This window comes from uncultured Jannaschia sp. (assembly GCF_947494055.1).
Classification (GTDB): domain Bacteria; phylum Pseudomonadota; class Alphaproteobacteria; order Rhodobacterales; family Rhodobacteraceae; genus Jannaschia.
In genome coordinates, this window is the sequence record NZ_CANLTR010000009.1 from 117060 (window position 1) to 132258 (window position 15199).

Here is a 15199-nt window from a genome sequence, read left to right on the forward strand (position 1 = left end):
ACACCAGCCGGAGGCGACAGCCATGATCCCGCAAGACCAATCGAAGGCCGCCCGCGACATCGCCGGTCGCGCACGCGTCATCCCCGTCCTCGTCCTCGACGATGCAGGCCACGCGCGACCGCTGGCGGAGGCGCTGGTCGCCGGCGGCCTGCCGGCGCTCGAGGTGACGCTGCGCACGCCCGCTGCGCTCGACAGTATCCGCGCCATGTCGGAGGTCGAGGGCGGGATCGTCGGCGCCGGCACGCTCCTGACGCCCGACGACGTGCGCGCCGCCAAGGCGGCGGGGGCGCGGTTCGGCGTCTCGCCCGGCGCGACGGAGACGCTGGTGCAGGCCTGCATCGACGAGGACCTGCCGCTCCTGCCCGGCGCGGCGACGGCGACCGAGGCGATGGCGCTGCTCGAGATGGGCTTCGACATGATGAAGTTCTTCCCCGCCGAAGCCTCGGGCGGCGCTCCGGCGCTAAAGGCCATCGGCGCGCCGATCCCGCAGATCTCCTTCTGCCCCACCGGCGGCGTCAGTCTCGCCAACATGGCCGATTATCTGAGCCTGTCCAACGTCTCCGTTGTCGGCGGCAGCTGGGTCGCGCCGAAGGACAAGATGGTGGCGGGCGACTGGGCCGGGATCGAGAGCCTGGCCCGCGAGGCGCGTGGCTAGCGGCGGAGCCTCCGGCGGGGATATTTGGGAAGCAAAGACAGGCGGAGCCCGTCAACCTGCGCCCTTTGTCAGCAGGTCGTCCACCTCGCTCGATGCGATCCCGGCAAGGCCCGTGAAATCGCCATCACCGAAGATGGACGCGGCGGCGTCGTGGATTACGCGGTGCGTTGCCCGGGCAAGCGAGGAGCCGAGAGAGATGCGCGCGATTCCGGTCCGGGCGAAGGCGTCGCGCGTGACGCGGGTCCAAGGGCCGGAAACGAGCGCGTTCACCGGAATGGAGACGGCCGCGACGATCCGCTCCAGATCGGCCATTTCGCCCGGCATCGGGCAGTAGAGGACGTCTGCGCCCGCCTCCTCGAAGGCACGCAGACGTCGGATCGCTTCGTCGAGATCGTAGGCGCCGCGCAATACGCCATCGGCGCGCGCGCAGAAGACGAAGTCGTGCGGGGCCCGCCGGGCCGCTGCTGCCGCCGCCTCGACCCGCGCGACGGCGGCGGCAAAGTCGTAGGCGCGTCCTTCGGGGGAGACGTCCTCGATGCAGCACCCCGCGAGCCCCGCCAGCGCGGCCTCGTTCACCGTATCGCCGCAATCGCCCGGCTCTGGCCCATAGCCATCCTCGAGGTCGGCGGAGACGGGGACGGCGACGTGACTGGCGATATCCTTCGCATGGGCGATCGCCTCCGTGCGACCCACTGTGCCAGCATCAGGCAAACCGCGGGTGAAGGCGTAACCGGCGGAGGTCGTCCCGATCGCTCTGGCGCCCAGCGCCACGAGCATCCGGGCCGATCCCAAGTCCCACGCATTCGCGAGGATCAACGGGTCGCCCGGCATGTGCATGTCGCGGAAACTGGTCATCGGATGATCTCCTTGCGCGATTCAGAACCGTGTCGAGCAAGATGAGGATTTCGCCGTTGGCGCGCTTGGCACAAGGGCACAAATGAAGCCGCATGGCCGAACCTATCGCCCGGCATGAATGCGATCCCCTGGGCCCCAAGTAGGCGCGTCGCGAGGTCGGTGTCGGGGTCGCCGGTCACGAGGATGTCGGGCATCTGGAACATCGCCCCTTTGATGAGCACGGATGGTCAGCTCCGCAACCCGTCGGACGGTCGCTTCCAGCGCCAGAACACGGTGATAGAGGCACATGCTGTCGCCCGCACCCACGGTCACGTCGGACCCTGTCGAATACCTGCATCATGGCGCCCACCGGACACCGGGGGCAGGGCGCTGCCAAACGCTTGGCAGTGGCCCCCGCGCGTGCTACGCGCCCCACCATGGGCACGCCGATCTGCATCATCTGCATTCCGACCGCCCGCTGAGGTTTCGGCGGGCCGAAGGTGCCCGTGTCCCGATCCCGGCCCCTTCGTCCCGCACTACGAGTGAAGGAGAGGCCCCGATGGACCGGCCCGTGATCCGCCTGCGCAACACCGCGACCCGTCGCATCGAGCCGTTCGTGCCGATCGACCCTGCGAACGTGCGGCTCTATCTCTGCGGACCCACGGTCTACGATCGGGCGCACTTGGGCAATGCGCGCAACGTCATAGTCTTCGACGTGCTCACCCGACTCCTGCGGCACGATTACGGGGCGCCGCACGTGACGTACGTGCGGAACTTCACCGACGTGGACGACAAGATCAACGCGCGCGCCGCCGAAACGGGGCGGCCGATCGCGGATATCACGGCGGAGACGGCGCGCTGGTATCTCGAGGACATGGCGGCCCTCGGCAACGCGGAGCCCGACCACATGCCGCGGGCGACCGGCTACATTTCCCAAATGATCGCGATGATCGAGGATCTGATCTCGCGGGGACATGCCTATGCCGCCGAGGGACACGTGCTTTTCGCGGTCGACACCTTCCCAAGTTACGGGCGGCTGTCCGGCCGGGCGGTGGACGACATGATCGCCGGCGCTCGGGTGGAGGTCGCGCCCTACAAGCGCGAGCCGATGGATTTCGTGCTTTGGAAGCCCTCCGGCGAGGGCGAGCCGGGCTGGGATTCCCCTTGGGGCCGGGGGCGGCCGGGCTGGCATATCGAATGCTCGGCGATGGCGAAGGATCTGCTGGGGCCGAGCTTCGACATTCACGGCGGCGGCAACGACCTGCTGTTCCCGCACCACGAGAACGAGCGGGCGCAGAGCTGCTGCGCCGATCCGGAGACGGAGTTCGCGCGGGTCTGGCTGCACAACGAGATGCTGCTGGTCGAGGGGCGGAAGATGTCGAAGTCGCTGGGCAACTTCTTCACCGTCCGCGACCTGCTCGGCCGGGGCGTGCCGGGCGAGGTCATACGCTTCGTGTTCCTGTCGACGCATTATTCCAAGCCGATGGACTGGACCGAGGCGAAGGCGCGCGAGGCGGAGGGGACGTTGCGCCGCTGGCGCGCCGTCGCAACGCAGGGCGGGACGCCCGACGCCGGCGTGCTCGACGCGCTCCGCGACGACCTGAACACGCCCGGGGCGATCGCGGAGCTGCACCGCATGGCGAAAGCCGGCGACGGCGCGACGCTTGCCGCATCGGCGGCGCTGCTCGGCTTGCTGACGCCCGAGTTGGGCGACTGGGTCGGCGCGGGCGACGACGACCTGGTGGAGGCCGTGCTTGCTGCCCGCGTGGCGGCCCGGGCGGAGAAGGACTGGGCCCGCGCCGACGCCTTGCGCGACGCGCTCCTCGACGCGGGCGTCGTCGTGACCGACGGCAAGGGGCGCGGCTGGGAGGCCGGGCCGGGCTACGACCCCTCCAGGCTGGAGGGCGTCGCGTGATCGTGGCTTGCCGCCGTCCGAGCCCCATACCGTGCACCGGAGGCATGGCATGACCGAACGCCTCTACCTCTACGACACCACCCTCCGCGACGGGCAGCAGACGCAGGGGGTCTCTTTCTCCGCCGGCGAGAAGCGCGAGATCGCGGCGATGCTCGACACGCTGGGCATCGACCATGTCGAGGGCGGCTGGCCCGGCGCGAACCCGACGGACAGCGAGTTCTTCGAAGCGCCCCCGACACTGACAGCCACGCTGACGGCCTTCGGGATGACCAAGCGGGCGGGGCGGTCGGCGGCCAACGACGACGTGCTGGCCGCCGTGCTCAATGCCGGGACGCCGTCGGTCTGCCTTGTCGGCAAGACCAACATCTTCCACGTCGAAACCGCGCTCGGCATCGCGCCGGAGGAGAACCTCGCGAACATCCGCGACTCCGTCGCCCATCTCGTGGCCGAGGGACGCGAGGCGATCTTCGACGCGGAGCATTTCTTCGACGGCTACACGCTCGATCCGACCTACGCGCTCGCCTGCCTCGACACGGCTTGCGCGGCAGGGGCGCGCTGGCTTGTCCTCTGCGATACGAACGGGGGAACGATGCCCACCCGGATCGCGCAAGTCGTGGGCGAAGTCATTGCCCACGGCATCCCCGGCGACCGGCTTGGCATCCACACCCACAACGACACGGAGCAGGCCGTAGCTGGCAGCCTCGCCGCGGTCGAAGCCGGCGTGCGGCAGGTGCAGGGAACGTTGAACGGCCTCGGCGAACGTTGCGGTAATGCCAACCTGACCACGCTGATCCCGACACTCCTGCTGAAGGAACCGTACGCCAGCCGCTTTGCGACTAACATGGCGCGCGACGCGTTGCCGACGCTCGTGACCGTGTCGCGGCGGCTCGACGACATCCTGAACCGCGTGCCCCGGCGCGACGCGGCCTATGTCGGCGCCTCGGCCTTCGCGCACAAGGCGGGACTGCATGCGAGCGCGATCCTGAAAGACCCGACGACGTACGAGCACATTCCGCCGGAGGCGGTCGGCAACACCCGGATCGTGCCTATGTCGAATCAGGCAGGGTTGTCGAACCTGCGCAAGCGACTGGCCGATCTCGGGCTGGAGGGCGACGAGGCCGCGCTGCGCCGCATTCTCGAACGGGTGAAGGTGCGCGAGGATCAGGGCTACGCCTACGACGTGGCGCCGGCGAGCTTCGAACTCATCGCGCGGGAGGAGCTGGGCCTGATGCCCGACCTTTTCGAGGTCGAGCGCTACCGCGTCACGGTGGAGCGGCGGCGGAACGAGCGAGGCGAGGCGGTGCGCCTGTCGGAGGCCGTGGTCGTCGTGCGGGTGGACGGAGAGAAGCTGCTGTCAGTCTCCGAGAGCCTCGATCCCGAGGGCACGGATCGCGGGCCGGTCAACGCGCTGCACCGCGCGCTCGCCAAGGATCTGGGCCGCTGGCAGGAACAGGTCGACGACATCCGCCTGAAGGATTTCCGCGTCCGCATCATGCAGGGCGGGGTGGAGGCGGTGACGCGCGTCATCATTGACCACGAGGACGGGCAGGGGCGGCGCTGGTCCACGGTCGGCGTCTCCCCCAACATCGTCGATGCGAGCTTCGAGGCGTTGCTCGACGCGGTGCGCTGGAAGCTCGTGCAGTGACGCCGGACGAGGGGATCGCGGCCTGCGCCGGACTGGTGCAGCGCGGCGACCCCACGCGCTTCCGCGCCGTCATGGCCGCGCCGGTGCCGCTCCGGCGGATGCTGTTCCCGCTCTACGCCTTCAACCTCGAGGTCGCGCGCGCGCCGCTCGTGACGAAGGAGCCGATGATCGCGGAGATGCGCCTGCAATGGTGGCGCGACGCCTTGAGCGAGATCGCGGCGGGCGGTCCGGTGCGCCACCACGAGGTCGTCACGCCGCTTGCCGACGTGCTCGACGCGCAGGGCGCCCGCGACCTCGATGACCTGATCGAGGCGCGGCGGTCCGATATCGAGGGGCTGCGGCCCGCGGATGCGAATGAGTTGACGCGATATATCGACCGCACTGCCGGGACGCTCCTGTGGACCGCGGCACGGCTGGCAGGCGCGACGGACGAGAATGCGGCGCGCCAGGGCGGTCTGGCGCAGGGTCTGGCGAACTGGCTTCATGCGGTGCCCGATCTCGTCGCGCGGAACCGTCAGCCGCTGCCGCCGGGCGAACCGGACATGCGGATGCGGGAACTGGCGCAGACAGGTCTCGACGCCTTGGCACGGGCCCGGTCGGCGCGGGTTGCGAAGTCCGCGCGTCCCGTCTTCCTCGTCCTCGCGGATACCGGCGCACGACTGCGGGCGATCCGTCGCGACCCAGGTGCGCCCGTGCGGGAGACGCCGTTCCGCGACCGCCTCCGTCTTGGACTGCGCAGCCTGCGAGGCTGGTGAGGCTCAGACCTCGGAGGTCTTCAGGTAGGACCGCATCCCGTAGATCAGCGGTGAACCCTCCTCGGCCACGCGCACCGCACGCACCGCGCCGATGATGACATGGTGCGTGCCGACGAGGTCTGCGCTCTGCACGTCGCAGTCGAAGCCCGCCAGACCGTTCAGGATCGGTGCGCCGGTTGCAGCCACGGCCCAGTCCACGCTCGCGAACTTGTCCCCGCCGGGGGTCTCGATCCGCCCGGCGAAAACATCCGCCACGCGCTGCTGCCCGGCCCCGAGCACGTTCACCGCGAAGCAGCCGTTGGTCAGGATTGGCGTCGCGGCCGAGGCGCCCTTGTTGATGCAGACGAGCATGGTGGGTGCGTCGCCGTCGGCGGAGACGCTGGTCATGGCGGAGACGGTCACGCCCGCGCGTCCGCCCGGACCGTCGGTCGTGACGACGCTGACGGTCGCCGCAGCGCGCGACATGGCGTGGATGAAGTCGGCCCGGAGGCGGTCGTCGGACATGCGCGTCACCTAACGCATGGGGGGATCGTGTCGAGTGCCTTTCCCTCCGACGACGCGCATGATGTGGTCGGCCCGGCAACGATCGGAGGGACGGACATGGCCTTGCAGGACGCACGCGATCAGGTGGACCGTGCCTTCACGGGCGGCACGGCAAAGGGGCTCGATTTCGAAAACGCCTTCGGCGGCGCGACCTCGATCTTCCGGCGGCGCTACACCAAGGACCTCGCGGGCTTCGACGTCGCGATCACCGGCATTCCCTTCGACCAAGCCGTCACCCACCGTCCCGGCGCGCGGTTCGGACCCCGCGCGATCCGCGAGGCGAGCGCGTTGCAGCCCTTCGACCCGCCCTACGGCTGGGACTATTCCCCGCTCGAGGCGCTGGCCATCGCGGATTACGGCGATCTCGGATTCGACTACGCGCAGGTCGCGGCCTTTCCGGACGCGCTGCGGGCACACGTGGCGGGCATCCTCGACCAGGGGGCTGCCTGCATCGCGATGGGCGGCGATCATTACGTGAGCTTCCCGATCCTTCAGGCCCACGCCGAAAGGCACGGGCCGCTCTCGCTCATCCAGTTCGACGCGCATTCCGATACCTGGGCCGACGACAACATGAGCCGGATCGATCACGGCACGATGTTCTACAAGGCGGTGAAGACCGGGGTGGTCGACCCCGAAACAAGCGTGCAGGTCGGCATCCGCACGGTCAATCCCGACACGCTGGGCGTCACCACGATCGACGCGCGCAGCGTCCACGAGGCCGCGCCGGGCGATGTCGCAAAGCGCATCCAGGCAATCGTCGGGGACCGCCCGACCTACCTCACCTTCGATATCGACGCCCTCGATCCGGCCTTCGCACCGGGCACCGGAACGCCGGTCTGGGGTGGGCTCAGCAGCGGGCAGGCGGCCGCGATCCTGCGCGACCTCGCGGGCATCAATCTCGTGGGCGGCGACGTGGTCGAGGTCTCGCCCCCCTACGACACGACAGGAGCGACGGCCATTGCCGGCGCGCATGTCGTGATGGAGCTGCTCTGTCTCTGGGGCTGGACGCGGCGAACCTAGCCCGGTCCGGCTCGCAACGCGTCCGCCTTCTCGAGCGCGGCGCGCAGGGCAGGGGGCAGGAGCGGTTTGCCGACGAAGGCGACCGGGTGCAACGGCCCGAGAAGCGCGCGCGTCGCCTCGTCGAGATTTCCGCTGAGGAAGATGCAGGGCACGTCGAGCTCCTCGCGCAGCCAGGTCGCGGCGACGCGCCCGCTATCGCCGTTCTTGAGGCGATAATCCATCAGCGCCACGTCCGGCCGGACCCGCCGCGCCGCGGCCTGGCAGCTTGCCACATCCTGCGCGATGTCGGTGACCTCGTAGCCACAATCCTCGATCTGCGCTTCCAGATCGAACGCGATCAGCGCCTCGTCCTCCACGATGAGGACGCGCAGCGGGGTGTCCGGTCGCACGTCGCTCATGAGCCTATCGGCATCGAGAGATGGACGACATGTCCGCCCCGTGCCCCTGGGGACTGCTGCAACTCCGCCTCGAGCTGCGAGACCATCGCGGCGATGATGCGCGTGCCGAGTCCCCGGTGGGTCGGTGTCACGGGCTTTCCGTCACCGTCGTCGCTGACGCTCAGTTCCAGTCGCTCGTCCCGGACCGCGGCCTTCACCGCGATCGTTCCGTCCTTCTTGTCACGGAATGCATGGGCCACCGAATTCGCCACCAGTTCGTTGACGAGAAGGGCGAGCGAGATGGCGCGGTCGGTGGACACGCGCAGCGGAATGGAGTTGTGGATCAGCGCGATCTCGAGCGGCAACGAATCCTCCATCGCGCGGCAAAGATCGCCGAGATACTCGCCGAACTCCACCGTATCGACCTGACCTGCGCGATAGATGAGCTCGTGCACGGACGCGACCGCCTGCACGCGCGAGGCGGCGGCGCGCAGACGGCCCTGCATGCGGTCGTCGCGCGCCTGGTTCGCATCGAGCTTCAGGATCGAGGAGACGATCTGCAAGCTGTTCTTGATGCGGTGGTTCACCTCGCCCAGCAGCACCTCCTTCTGCTCCAGCAACCGGTCCCGTTCGGCGATGGTCTCCGTCAATGTCGCCTCACGGTTCTTGGAATCCGTGATGTCGAGCGACACGCCGACGAAGGTGACCGACGCCCGCGGCTCCGAGCGCACGAGTTCCGACCGGCAGGCAAGCCACCGTTCGCTGCCCTCGGGCGTCACGACGCGGAAGTCGATGTCGACGGGTGCGCCGATCGGGGCGTCCGCTTTCGCTTCGAAGGCGGCGGTCACGGACGGCAGGTCCTCCGGATGAATACGGTCGAGAAAAGGTTCGGCCGGGCCTTCGGCGGCTTGACCCTCGAGCCCGAACATCTCGACCAGAGCGGCGGAAGCGACGATCGAACCTTCCTGCGGGCGAAACTCCCAGGTTCCGACGGCGGACAGGCTTTCGATGAGCCGGTCGCGAATGTCGCGGTCGCGGCGCGCGATCACGTCGGCGGTCACGTCCTCGACGTCGTGCAGCACAGCGACGACCCTGCCGTTGCGCAGGATCGGCCGGTTGTCCGCGCGCCACCAGCGGCGTTCGAGTAGGCCGTCCCCCGCGCCGGCGATCGGATAATAATAGGTGTCGAGCCGATCGGGCTTCGCCGTCTCGAAGACCCGCCGGAACGAATCCCTGACAAGGTTCCCCGACGGCGCGACCTCTGCGGCACCGGGTGGAAACATCTCGAAGACCGGGCTTCCGACGAGTTCCTCCCTGGTCCGTCCCGTCATATCGAGGAACGCATCGCTGACGTCGATATAGACCATGTCCGAGTCGATGACGGCGACGCTCCGCGGCAAGGATGATAGCAGATCTGCAGCGTCGATCCTCAAGGTATCCGTCCGATTGTCAAACAAGGCTTCTGCGCCAGCCTCTTGCAAAGCGGACCTCGTCTCAAGGCTGTTGTTCCTGCACGGGACGCTGTGTTCCATGCGGGTCCAAACGAAGATAGGAGGCCGGACGTTCCCGTCCGGCCTCCGGTTTTTTCGATGATCAGCAGCAAGCGTTCGTCGACCCCTGTCGTCACTCCGCCGCTTCGACGGGGGTCTCGGGCGTGACCGGAATTGCGACAGCCTCCTTGGGGTTCTCGGCGCAGGCGCGAACGCCGGCTTCGTAGTCCGGATGCACCTTCCCGAGAACCGCGTACCAGCGCTCCTTCACCGACTCGGAGCACGGCGCCATTGCGGCAGCCATGTTCGAATGCAGGCGGTCGCGCTCGCCCTGATCCATCACCTCCGCGTAGAGCGCGCGGGGCTGGACGTAGTCGATGTCCTGCTCGACCTGGCGGTAGCGCGCGGCGTCTTCGTTGAGCCGCAGCGGCGGCTCCTCGACAGAGGCGTCCGCGACGGGGCCGCCATACTGGTTCGGCTCGTAATAGGCGTCCGGATTGCCGAAATCGTTGGTGAAGAACCGCATCGCCCCGTCCTTGTGGTAGTGCTGGACGTTCGCGGCGTGCGGCGCGTTCGCCGGCAGCGCCTCGTAATGCGTGCCGAGCCGGTAGCGATGCGCGTCGGCATAGGAGAACACCCGCGCCTGCAGCATCTTGTCGGGGGAGTAGCCGATGCCCGGAACCTTGTTCGACGGGGAGTAGGCGGCGTTCTCGACCATCTGGAAGTAGTTTTCCGGGACGGTGTTCATCTCCAGCTCGCCGACCTCGATCAGCGGATAGTCACCGTGCGGCCAGACCTTGGTCAGGTCGAACGGATTGAACTCGAGCCGCTCGGCCTCGAGCTCGGGCATGACCTGAATGTGCATGGTCCATTTCGGGAAGTTGCCCGCCTCGACCATGTTGTAGAGGTCTTCCTGATAGCTCTCGCGGGTCTTGCCAATCAGTTCCTCGGCCTCGGCGTTGGTGTAGTGCTCGTGGCCCTGCTGCGTCAGGAAGTGGAACTTCACCCAGAACCGCTCGCCCTCCGCGTTGTAGAACGAATAGGTGTGGCTGCCGTAGCCGTTCATGTGGGCGGGGTTCTTCGGGATGCCGCGGTCGGACATCAGGATCGTCACCTGGTGCACCGATTCCGGCTGCGCCGCCCAGAAGTCGAACATCGCCTCGGGGGAGCGCAGGTTCGTCTTGGGATGCCGCTTCTGGGTGCGGATGAAGTCGGGGAACTTGTAGGCGTCGCGGACGAAGAAGATGGGCGTGTTGTTGCCCACCATGTCCCAGTTGCCTTCCTCGGTGTAGAACTTCAGCGAGAAGCCCCGGACGTCGCGCTCGGCGTCTGCCGCGCCCTGCTCGCCGGCCACGGTGGACCAGCGCGACAGCACGTCCGTGGTCTTGCCGACCTCGGAGAACAGCTTGGCGCAGGTGTAGCGCGTGATGTCCTGCGTCACGGTAAAGCGGCCCTGCAGGCCCCAACCCTTGGCGTGGACGACGCGCTCGGGGATGCGCTCGCGGTTCTGATGCGCAAGCTTCTCGATTAGCTGGTAGTCCTCGAGCAGCGCAGGTCCGCGTGAGCCGGCGGTCTTCGTCGTGTCGTTGGAGGGCACCGGTGCCCCGGCGGTGGTGGTCAGGCGATCGGCCATCGTGTCTCTCCCGTGCGGATTGGTTTGGCGACCTATACCTGTCTTCGTGATAGATGCGAATTGCGATTTCGTCTCATCCTGATAACGTCGTCCTATAATGCTGACGCTTCGCCAATTGTCCTATTTCAAGGCTCTGGCCACGCAGCGCCATTTCGGGCGCGCGGCCGAGACCTGCCACGTATCGCAGCCGGCCCTGTCCGTTCAGATCAGGGATCTGGAGGCGCATCTCGGCGGAATGCTCGTCGAACGCCGCGCGCGCGAGGTCCTTCTGACGGGGTTCGGCGCGGAGGTTCTCGCGCGGGCCGAGGCGGTGCTTCAGGCGGTGCGCGCCCTCGAGGACCTCGGCCAATCCCGGGAAGGCCGAACCGGAATACTCCGGCTCGGGCTGATCCCGACCGTCGCACCCTATCTGCTGCCCGGCATGCTCGCGGCCCTGCGTGCCGAGGACATCCAGCGCGACTTGCAGGTTCAGGAGGCCAAGACCGACACGCTGCTCGAACGGCTCGAAGCGGGCGAGATCGACACCGCGGTGGTCGCGCTACCGGTTGATGGCGTGCACGTGGTGCCACTCTTCGAGGACCGGTTCCTGCTGGCCGGCGCCGCTCGGGGGATCGCCGCGCTTCCCGCCGACCTCGATCCGACCGGGTTCGGGGCAGGGCGGCTTCTGCTCCTCGAGGACGGCCATTGCCTGTCCGAACAGGCGCTGGAGGTCTGCGGCCGCGACCGGCGGCACAAGCATATCGAAATGACCGCCTCCTCGCTGGCCACGCTCGCCCGCCTCGCCGCCGAGGGGTTCGGCATGACGCTCCTGCCCGAGATCGCTCTGGCCGAGGAGACGGCCGGTCCGACCCGGCTGGCCCTGCGCCGCTTCAGCGCACCGGAGCCATCGCGCACGCTCGGCCTGGTGCGTCGCAGGACGACGCCCGAGGAGGGTTGGTTTACCGATCTCGCGACGCTGATCACGCGTGTCGGCGAAGGCCTGACTTCGGCCGCGCGGGGTGGTGGCGGGACTGGCGATGCACTACCTGTCACGCAGGATATCGGAGCCTGAGACATGCGCGATCTGAAGATCCCCGCCGAACGCCATCCCGAGAAGGCGCGCCGTCCCGATCAGGCGCAACCGAAGAAGCCGTCTTGGATCCGGGTCAAGGCGCCGGTTGGCGAAGGCTACAAGGCGACCGCGAAGATCATGCGTGAGCACAAGCTCGTCACCGTCTGCGAGGAGGCGGGCTGCCCCAACGTGGGCGAGTGCTGGAGCCAGGGACACGCCACCATGATGATCATGGGCGAGATCTGCACCCGCGGCTGCACGTTCTGCAACGTGGCCACGGGCCGCCCCGACGCGCTCGACGTGTTCGAGCCCGGGCGGGTGGCCGACGCGGTACAGAAGCTCGGCCTCAACCACGTCGTCATCACCTCCGTCGACCGCGACGACGTGACTGATGGTGGGGCGGAACATTTCGCCCAGACGATCCGTGCGGTCCGCAAGCGCGCACCGGGGACGACGATCGAGATCCTGACCCCGGACTTCATCCGCTGCGGCCCCGAGGCGCTGGAGACCGTCGTCGCGGCGAAGCCGGACGTGTTCAACCACAACCTCGAGACGGTTCCCGGCCTCTATCCGGAGGTCCGCCCCGGGGCGCGCTACTTCCATTCGCTGCGGTTGCTGCAGCGGGTGAAGGAGCTCGATCCGACGATGTTCACGAAGTCCGGCATCATGGTCGGGCTTGGCGAGGACCGGCAGGCCGTGCTGCAGGTCATGGACGACATGCGCGCCGCCGACATCGATTTCCTGACCATCGGCCAGTATCTGCAGCCGACCGCGAAACACCACGCTGTCGACCGCTTCGTGACGCCCGAGGAGTTCGCGGGATACGAGAAGGCCGCGTGGGGCAAGGGGTTCCTGATGGTTTCCGCCACCCCGCTCACCCGGTCCAGCTACCACGCCGGCGACGACTTCGCGCGGCTGCGCAACGCGCGCCTTCGGAAGCTCGGTCTGGCCTGAACGAAGGGATCCGCGGTCTCATGCCAACTCTGCTGGCGGTCCGCCCGGCCAGCGGGCGGACGTGTCAGATGCGGACCGAGGGCGCGGCATCCGTGATCGCGCCCGGGCGGCCCACCAACCATCCCTGTCCGTAATCCACGCCGAGCGCTCGCAGCGTGTGCCACTCCCTCTCGTGCTCGATCCCCTCGGCTACGACATGCGCGCCGGTCTCGCCTGCAAATCGCACGAGTGCCGAGGCCAGGGCCCGTCGTGCCGGATCGCCGTCCACGTCGCGCACGAGCGACATGTCGAGTTTCAGGACATCGGGTTTGAGGCGCAGGATCTGGTGAAGTCCTGCATAACCCGCACCGACATCGTCGATGGCGATCCGCACGCCCTCGTCTCGGAGCGCCGCAACCGCACGCGACAGACGGTCGAGCCGCGTCGTCTGCTCGTGCTCGGTGATCTCGAGGGTCAGTCGATCCGATCCCGCGGCGCGGAAGATCGGCAGGAGCGTACCCTCCGCCACGGTATCGGGCGAGGCGTTCACGGCCAGACGCGCACCGGCGGGCAGTTCGGGAAGCGCGCGAACAGCCGCCTCGACCACGGCCGTCTCGAGCTCGACCTGTAGCCCCGCCCGTCGGGCATCGGCGAACCAGACGTCGGGGCTGCGGTAGTCTTCTGACCGGAAACGGCAAAGCGCCTCGAAGCTGGCGAGACCACCATCGCAGAGACGGTAGATCGGCTGGAACAGCATCTCGTAGGCGGACTCGGCCAGCATTCCCGTCGTCCGCTGCCAGGCCGCCGATTGGTCCCCGTCGCGTTCGAGCTGTTCGCGCACTTGCTTGGCGGCAAGGTCCGCGAACATCCGCATGACCTTCAGGTCACGCTCGTTCAGGCTCGGATTCGGAACCGGCGAAAGGCAGCAGAACATGCCGTAGACCGAGCCGTCGGCGCGGTGGATCGGAACGCTGACATGACTGCCGATCGGGGCCGCGCGCGTGATCGGCAGCGACTGCGCGAATTCGAGCGCGCCGGTATCCGCAATCAGGTTCGGCAATCGGCCCTCGATGATATGCCGGCAATACACCTCGTCGAGCGGCTTCGAGTCTCCAGGCGCAATCATGTGCGCGAGGTTCGGCGCGTCGACATGCCGGAACACGCTCCGATCGTCGACGAATTCAGAGAGATAGGCGATCGGCATGTCTAGATGCTCGCGCACCGCACGAAGTGCGTCGTCGATGATCCGGTCGCTCGCGGGCCGGGCCGCCGGGGCGGATGTCCCGATGTCGATGTGTTTCTGCAGCATCCGATCCCTCCTGTGCGGATCCCGGCTGATTGATGCCGATCGATCCTTAACGGCTGGCGAACAGATCGTGGCGGCAGGATGCGCAATGCGACGCATTTGTCGGAACGTTCAGCGCATCCGTGCGGCGCGCCAGGCTGCCCACTCCTCGGGCGTATCGAGATCGACCAGCGCGCGGCGGCCGGGCAGGGGCACCAGCGTTGGCGGATGCTTGCGCAGGACGGACCGTGCGCCATCGTCGCCCGTGAGCATGGCGAGCGCAGAGAAAAGCGTCCGATCGAAGACGACCGGCTGTCCGGGGATCCCATCTTCGGACGCCGCGCGCAGGGTCGGCCCGGTCGTCCGACACCAGGCCCGTGCCAACGTCCCGAGTTCGGCCGCGCCGATCTCGGGCATGTCCGCTAGGTGGATCATGAGGGCAGCGCCCTCGCAAGTCGCGACGCCCGCGCGGATCGAGGCAGACATCGCCCGTTCGGGCACCTCGACGACCCGCACCGGGCAGTCCGTCAACAGCGCGCGCCTCGGGCTCGCCGGCGGCAGGGCGACGATGGTCTCGCTAGATATGGAGCAGGCGGCCTGGACCACACGCAGAAGCATTGGCACCCCGTCGATCTCCTCGCAAAGCTTGTCGGCCCCGCGCATCCGCGTGGAAGCGCCGGCGGCGAGCACGAGAATGGCCGGCGTGGATCGCATTCGGCGCCTTTCTTCAGGCCTTGGCCGAAAAGGTTCAGGCAAGATATTCTCGGATCAGTCCTGCGCCGCTCCCGCGTTCAATGCATTGCCCCATCGGGCTACAGCATCCAGGCGAAGCACAAGTCTTCTGTCTGCCAAATCGACCGCGAACGCAAAGTCAGGTTGTCTACCCAGAGGCTTGTTCTAAACATTGGCTTCTGTGATCACAGGCGATTAGAGCCAAAATTAAGCAAACTGATCCACCTTTCATTTTGCGCGTTCTACTCATACGCGACGTTGTTGCGCAATTGCGCTTGAGGTGTGCGGTCCCCTTTCCCCGTTGAGGTCAGACGACGGCTTCAATCTCGGC

14 protein-coding genes are annotated in these 15199 nt (G+C 67.7%); 7 read left to right on the forward strand and 7 right to left on the reverse strand.

Annotation, left to right across the window (positions count from 1 at the left end; genetic code table 11):
* Window positions 1–22 precede the first annotated feature (22 nt).
* Window positions 23–655 carry a bifunctional 4-hydroxy-2-oxoglutarate aldolase/2-dehydro-3-deoxy-phosphogluconate aldolase gene (eda, locus tag Q1A87_RS10795; protein WP_299650987.1) on the forward strand — a complete coding sequence of 211 codons (633 nt, stop codon included), beginning with the start codon at window positions 23–25 and terminating at the stop codon, window positions 653–655.
* Window positions 656–706: 51 nt separating this feature from the next.
* Here eda and Q1A87_RS10800 read toward each other — a convergent pair whose 3' ends face one another.
* Complete coding sequence (locus Q1A87_RS10800; RefSeq protein WP_299650990.1) at window positions 707–1510, reverse strand: isocitrate lyase/phosphoenolpyruvate mutase family protein; 804 nt, start codon at window positions 1508–1510, stop codon at window positions 707–709.
* A 538-nt stretch (window positions 1511–2048) separates the two neighbouring features.
* Between Q1A87_RS10800 and cysS the strand changes: the two genes are divergently transcribed.
* Genes cysS through Q1A87_RS10815 form a run of 3 tightly spaced genes read left to right on the forward strand, consistent with a single transcriptional unit; the run spans window position 2049 to window position 5804 of the window.
* Complete coding sequence (gene cysS, locus Q1A87_RS10805; protein WP_299650993.1) at window positions 2049–3404, forward strand: cysteine--tRNA ligase; 1356 nt, start codon at window positions 2049–2051, stop codon at window positions 3402–3404.
* Window positions 3405–3453: 49 nt separating this feature from the next.
* Complete coding sequence (gene cimA, locus Q1A87_RS10810) at window positions 3454–5049, forward strand: citramalate synthase (RefSeq protein WP_299650996.1); 1596 nt, start codon at window positions 3454–3456, stop codon at window positions 5047–5049.
* Window positions 5046–5804 (forward strand): squalene/phytoene synthase family protein, encoded by a 759-nt coding sequence (locus Q1A87_RS10815; protein WP_299650999.1) that lies wholly within the window; start codon window positions 5046–5048, stop codon window positions 5802–5804. Before cimA ends, Q1A87_RS10815 begins: the two co-directional genes overlap by 4 nt.
* A gap of 3 nt (window positions 5805–5807) precedes the next feature.
* Here the strand turns inward: Q1A87_RS10815 and Q1A87_RS10820 are convergent, their stop codons facing one another.
* On the reverse strand, window positions 5808–6308 hold the full coding sequence (locus tag Q1A87_RS10820) for a flavin reductase family protein (protein ID WP_299651002.1): 501 nt from the start codon (window positions 6306–6308) through the stop codon (window positions 5808–5810).
* Between the two features lie 96 nt (window positions 6309–6404).
* Between Q1A87_RS10820 and speB the strand changes: the two genes are divergently transcribed.
* Complete coding sequence (gene speB, locus Q1A87_RS10825) at window positions 6405–7367, forward strand: agmatinase (RefSeq protein WP_299651005.1); 963 nt, start codon at window positions 6405–6407, stop codon at window positions 7365–7367.
* On the opposite strand, the gene Q1A87_RS10830 is transcribed toward speB, so the two are convergent.
* From Q1A87_RS10830 to Q1A87_RS10840, 3 genes are all read right to left on the reverse strand, one after another.
* Window positions 7364–7765, reverse strand: coding sequence for a response regulator (locus Q1A87_RS10830; protein ID WP_299651008.1), 402 nt, complete (start codon window positions 7763–7765; stop codon window positions 7364–7366). The two genes, speB and Q1A87_RS10830, sit on opposite strands and share 4 nt — an antisense overlap.
* Entirely contained in the window at window positions 7762–9276 is a 1515-nt protein-coding gene (locus Q1A87_RS10835; RefSeq protein WP_299651011.1) for a histidine kinase dimerization/phosphoacceptor domain -containing protein, read from the reverse strand. The genes Q1A87_RS10830 and Q1A87_RS10835 overlap by 4 nt, the downstream gene beginning before the upstream one ends.
* A 91-nt stretch (window positions 9277–9367) precedes the next feature.
* Complete coding sequence (locus Q1A87_RS10840) at window positions 9368–10867, reverse strand: catalase (protein ID WP_299651014.1); 1500 nt, start codon at window positions 10865–10867, stop codon at window positions 9368–9370.
* 97 nt (window positions 10868–10964) lie between these two features.
* Here Q1A87_RS10840 and Q1A87_RS10845 point away from each other — a divergent pair, with 97 nt between their 5' ends.
* Both Q1A87_RS10845 and lipA read left to right on the forward strand, forming a co-directional pair.
* Window positions 10965–11918, forward strand: coding sequence for a LysR substrate-binding domain-containing protein (locus tag Q1A87_RS10845; protein WP_363322983.1), 954 nt, complete (start codon window positions 10965–10967; stop codon window positions 11916–11918).
* Window positions 11919–11921: 3 nt separating this feature from the next.
* Entirely contained in the window at window positions 11922–12872 is a 951-nt protein-coding gene (gene lipA, locus Q1A87_RS10850; protein ID WP_299651017.1) for a lipoyl synthase, read from the forward strand.
* Window positions 12873–12936: 64 nt separating this feature from the next.
* On the opposite strand, the gene Q1A87_RS10855 is transcribed toward lipA, so the two are convergent.
* Both Q1A87_RS10855 and Q1A87_RS10860 read right to left on the reverse strand, forming a co-directional pair.
* Window positions 12937–14160 carry an EAL domain-containing protein gene (locus tag Q1A87_RS10855; RefSeq protein ID WP_299651020.1) on the reverse strand — a complete coding sequence of 408 codons (1224 nt, stop codon included), beginning with the start codon at window positions 14158–14160 and terminating at the stop codon, window positions 12937–12939.
* Between the two features lie 108 nt (window positions 14161–14268).
* Window positions 14269–14850, reverse strand: coding sequence for a nucleotidyltransferase family protein (locus Q1A87_RS10860; protein WP_299651023.1), 582 nt, complete (start codon window positions 14848–14850; stop codon window positions 14269–14271).
* Window positions 14851–15199: the final 349 nt, after the last annotated feature.

What these genes read in the sequence shown, in the direction of transcription:
- Q1A87_RS10835 (WP_299651011.1), bottom strand. Translation starts at nt 9,276, where the DNA reads ATGGAACACAGCGTCCCGTGCAGGAACAACAGCCTTGAGACGAGGTCC.
- lipA (WP_299651017.1), top strand. Translation starts at nt 11,922, where the DNA reads ATGCGCGATCTGAAGATCCCCGCCGAACGCCATCCCGAGAAGGCGCGC.
- cimA (WP_299650996.1), top strand. Translation starts at nt 3,454, where the DNA reads ATGACCGAACGCCTCTACCTCTACGACACCACCCTCCGCGACGGGCAG.
- Q1A87_RS10830 (WP_299651008.1), bottom strand. Translation starts at nt 7,765, where the DNA reads ATGAGCGACGTGCGACCGGACACCCCGCTGCGCGTCCTCATCGTGGAG.
- cysS (WP_299650993.1), top strand. Translation starts at nt 2,049, where the DNA reads ATGGACCGGCCCGTGATCCGCCTGCGCAACACCGCGACCCGTCGCATC.
- Q1A87_RS10845 (WP_363322983.1), top strand. Translation starts at nt 10,965, where the DNA reads ATGCTGACGCTTCGCCAATTGTCCTATTTCAAGGCTCTGGCCACGCAG.
- speB (WP_299651005.1), top strand. Translation starts at nt 6,405, where the DNA reads ATGGCCTTGCAGGACGCACGCGATCAGGTGGACCGTGCCTTCACGGGC.
- Q1A87_RS10860 (WP_299651023.1), bottom strand. Translation starts at nt 14,850, where the DNA reads ATGCGATCCACGCCGGCCATTCTCGTGCTCGCCGCCGGCGCTTCCACG.
- Q1A87_RS10840 (WP_299651014.1), bottom strand. Translation starts at nt 10,867, where the DNA reads ATGGCCGATCGCCTGACCACCACCGCCGGGGCACCGGTGCCCTCCAAC.
- Q1A87_RS10855 (WP_299651020.1), bottom strand. Translation starts at nt 14,160, where the DNA reads ATGCTGCAGAAACACATCGACATCGGGACATCCGCCCCGGCGGCCCGG.
- Q1A87_RS10800 (WP_299650990.1), bottom strand. Translation starts at nt 1,510, where the DNA reads ATGACCAGTTTCCGCGACATGCACATGCCGGGCGACCCGTTGATCCTC.
- Q1A87_RS10820 (WP_299651002.1), bottom strand. Translation starts at nt 6,308, where the DNA reads ATGTCCGACGACCGCCTCCGGGCCGACTTCATCCACGCCATGTCGCGC.
- eda (WP_299650987.1), top strand. Translation starts at nt 23, where the DNA reads ATGATCCCGCAAGACCAATCGAAGGCCGCCCGCGACATCGCCGGTCGC.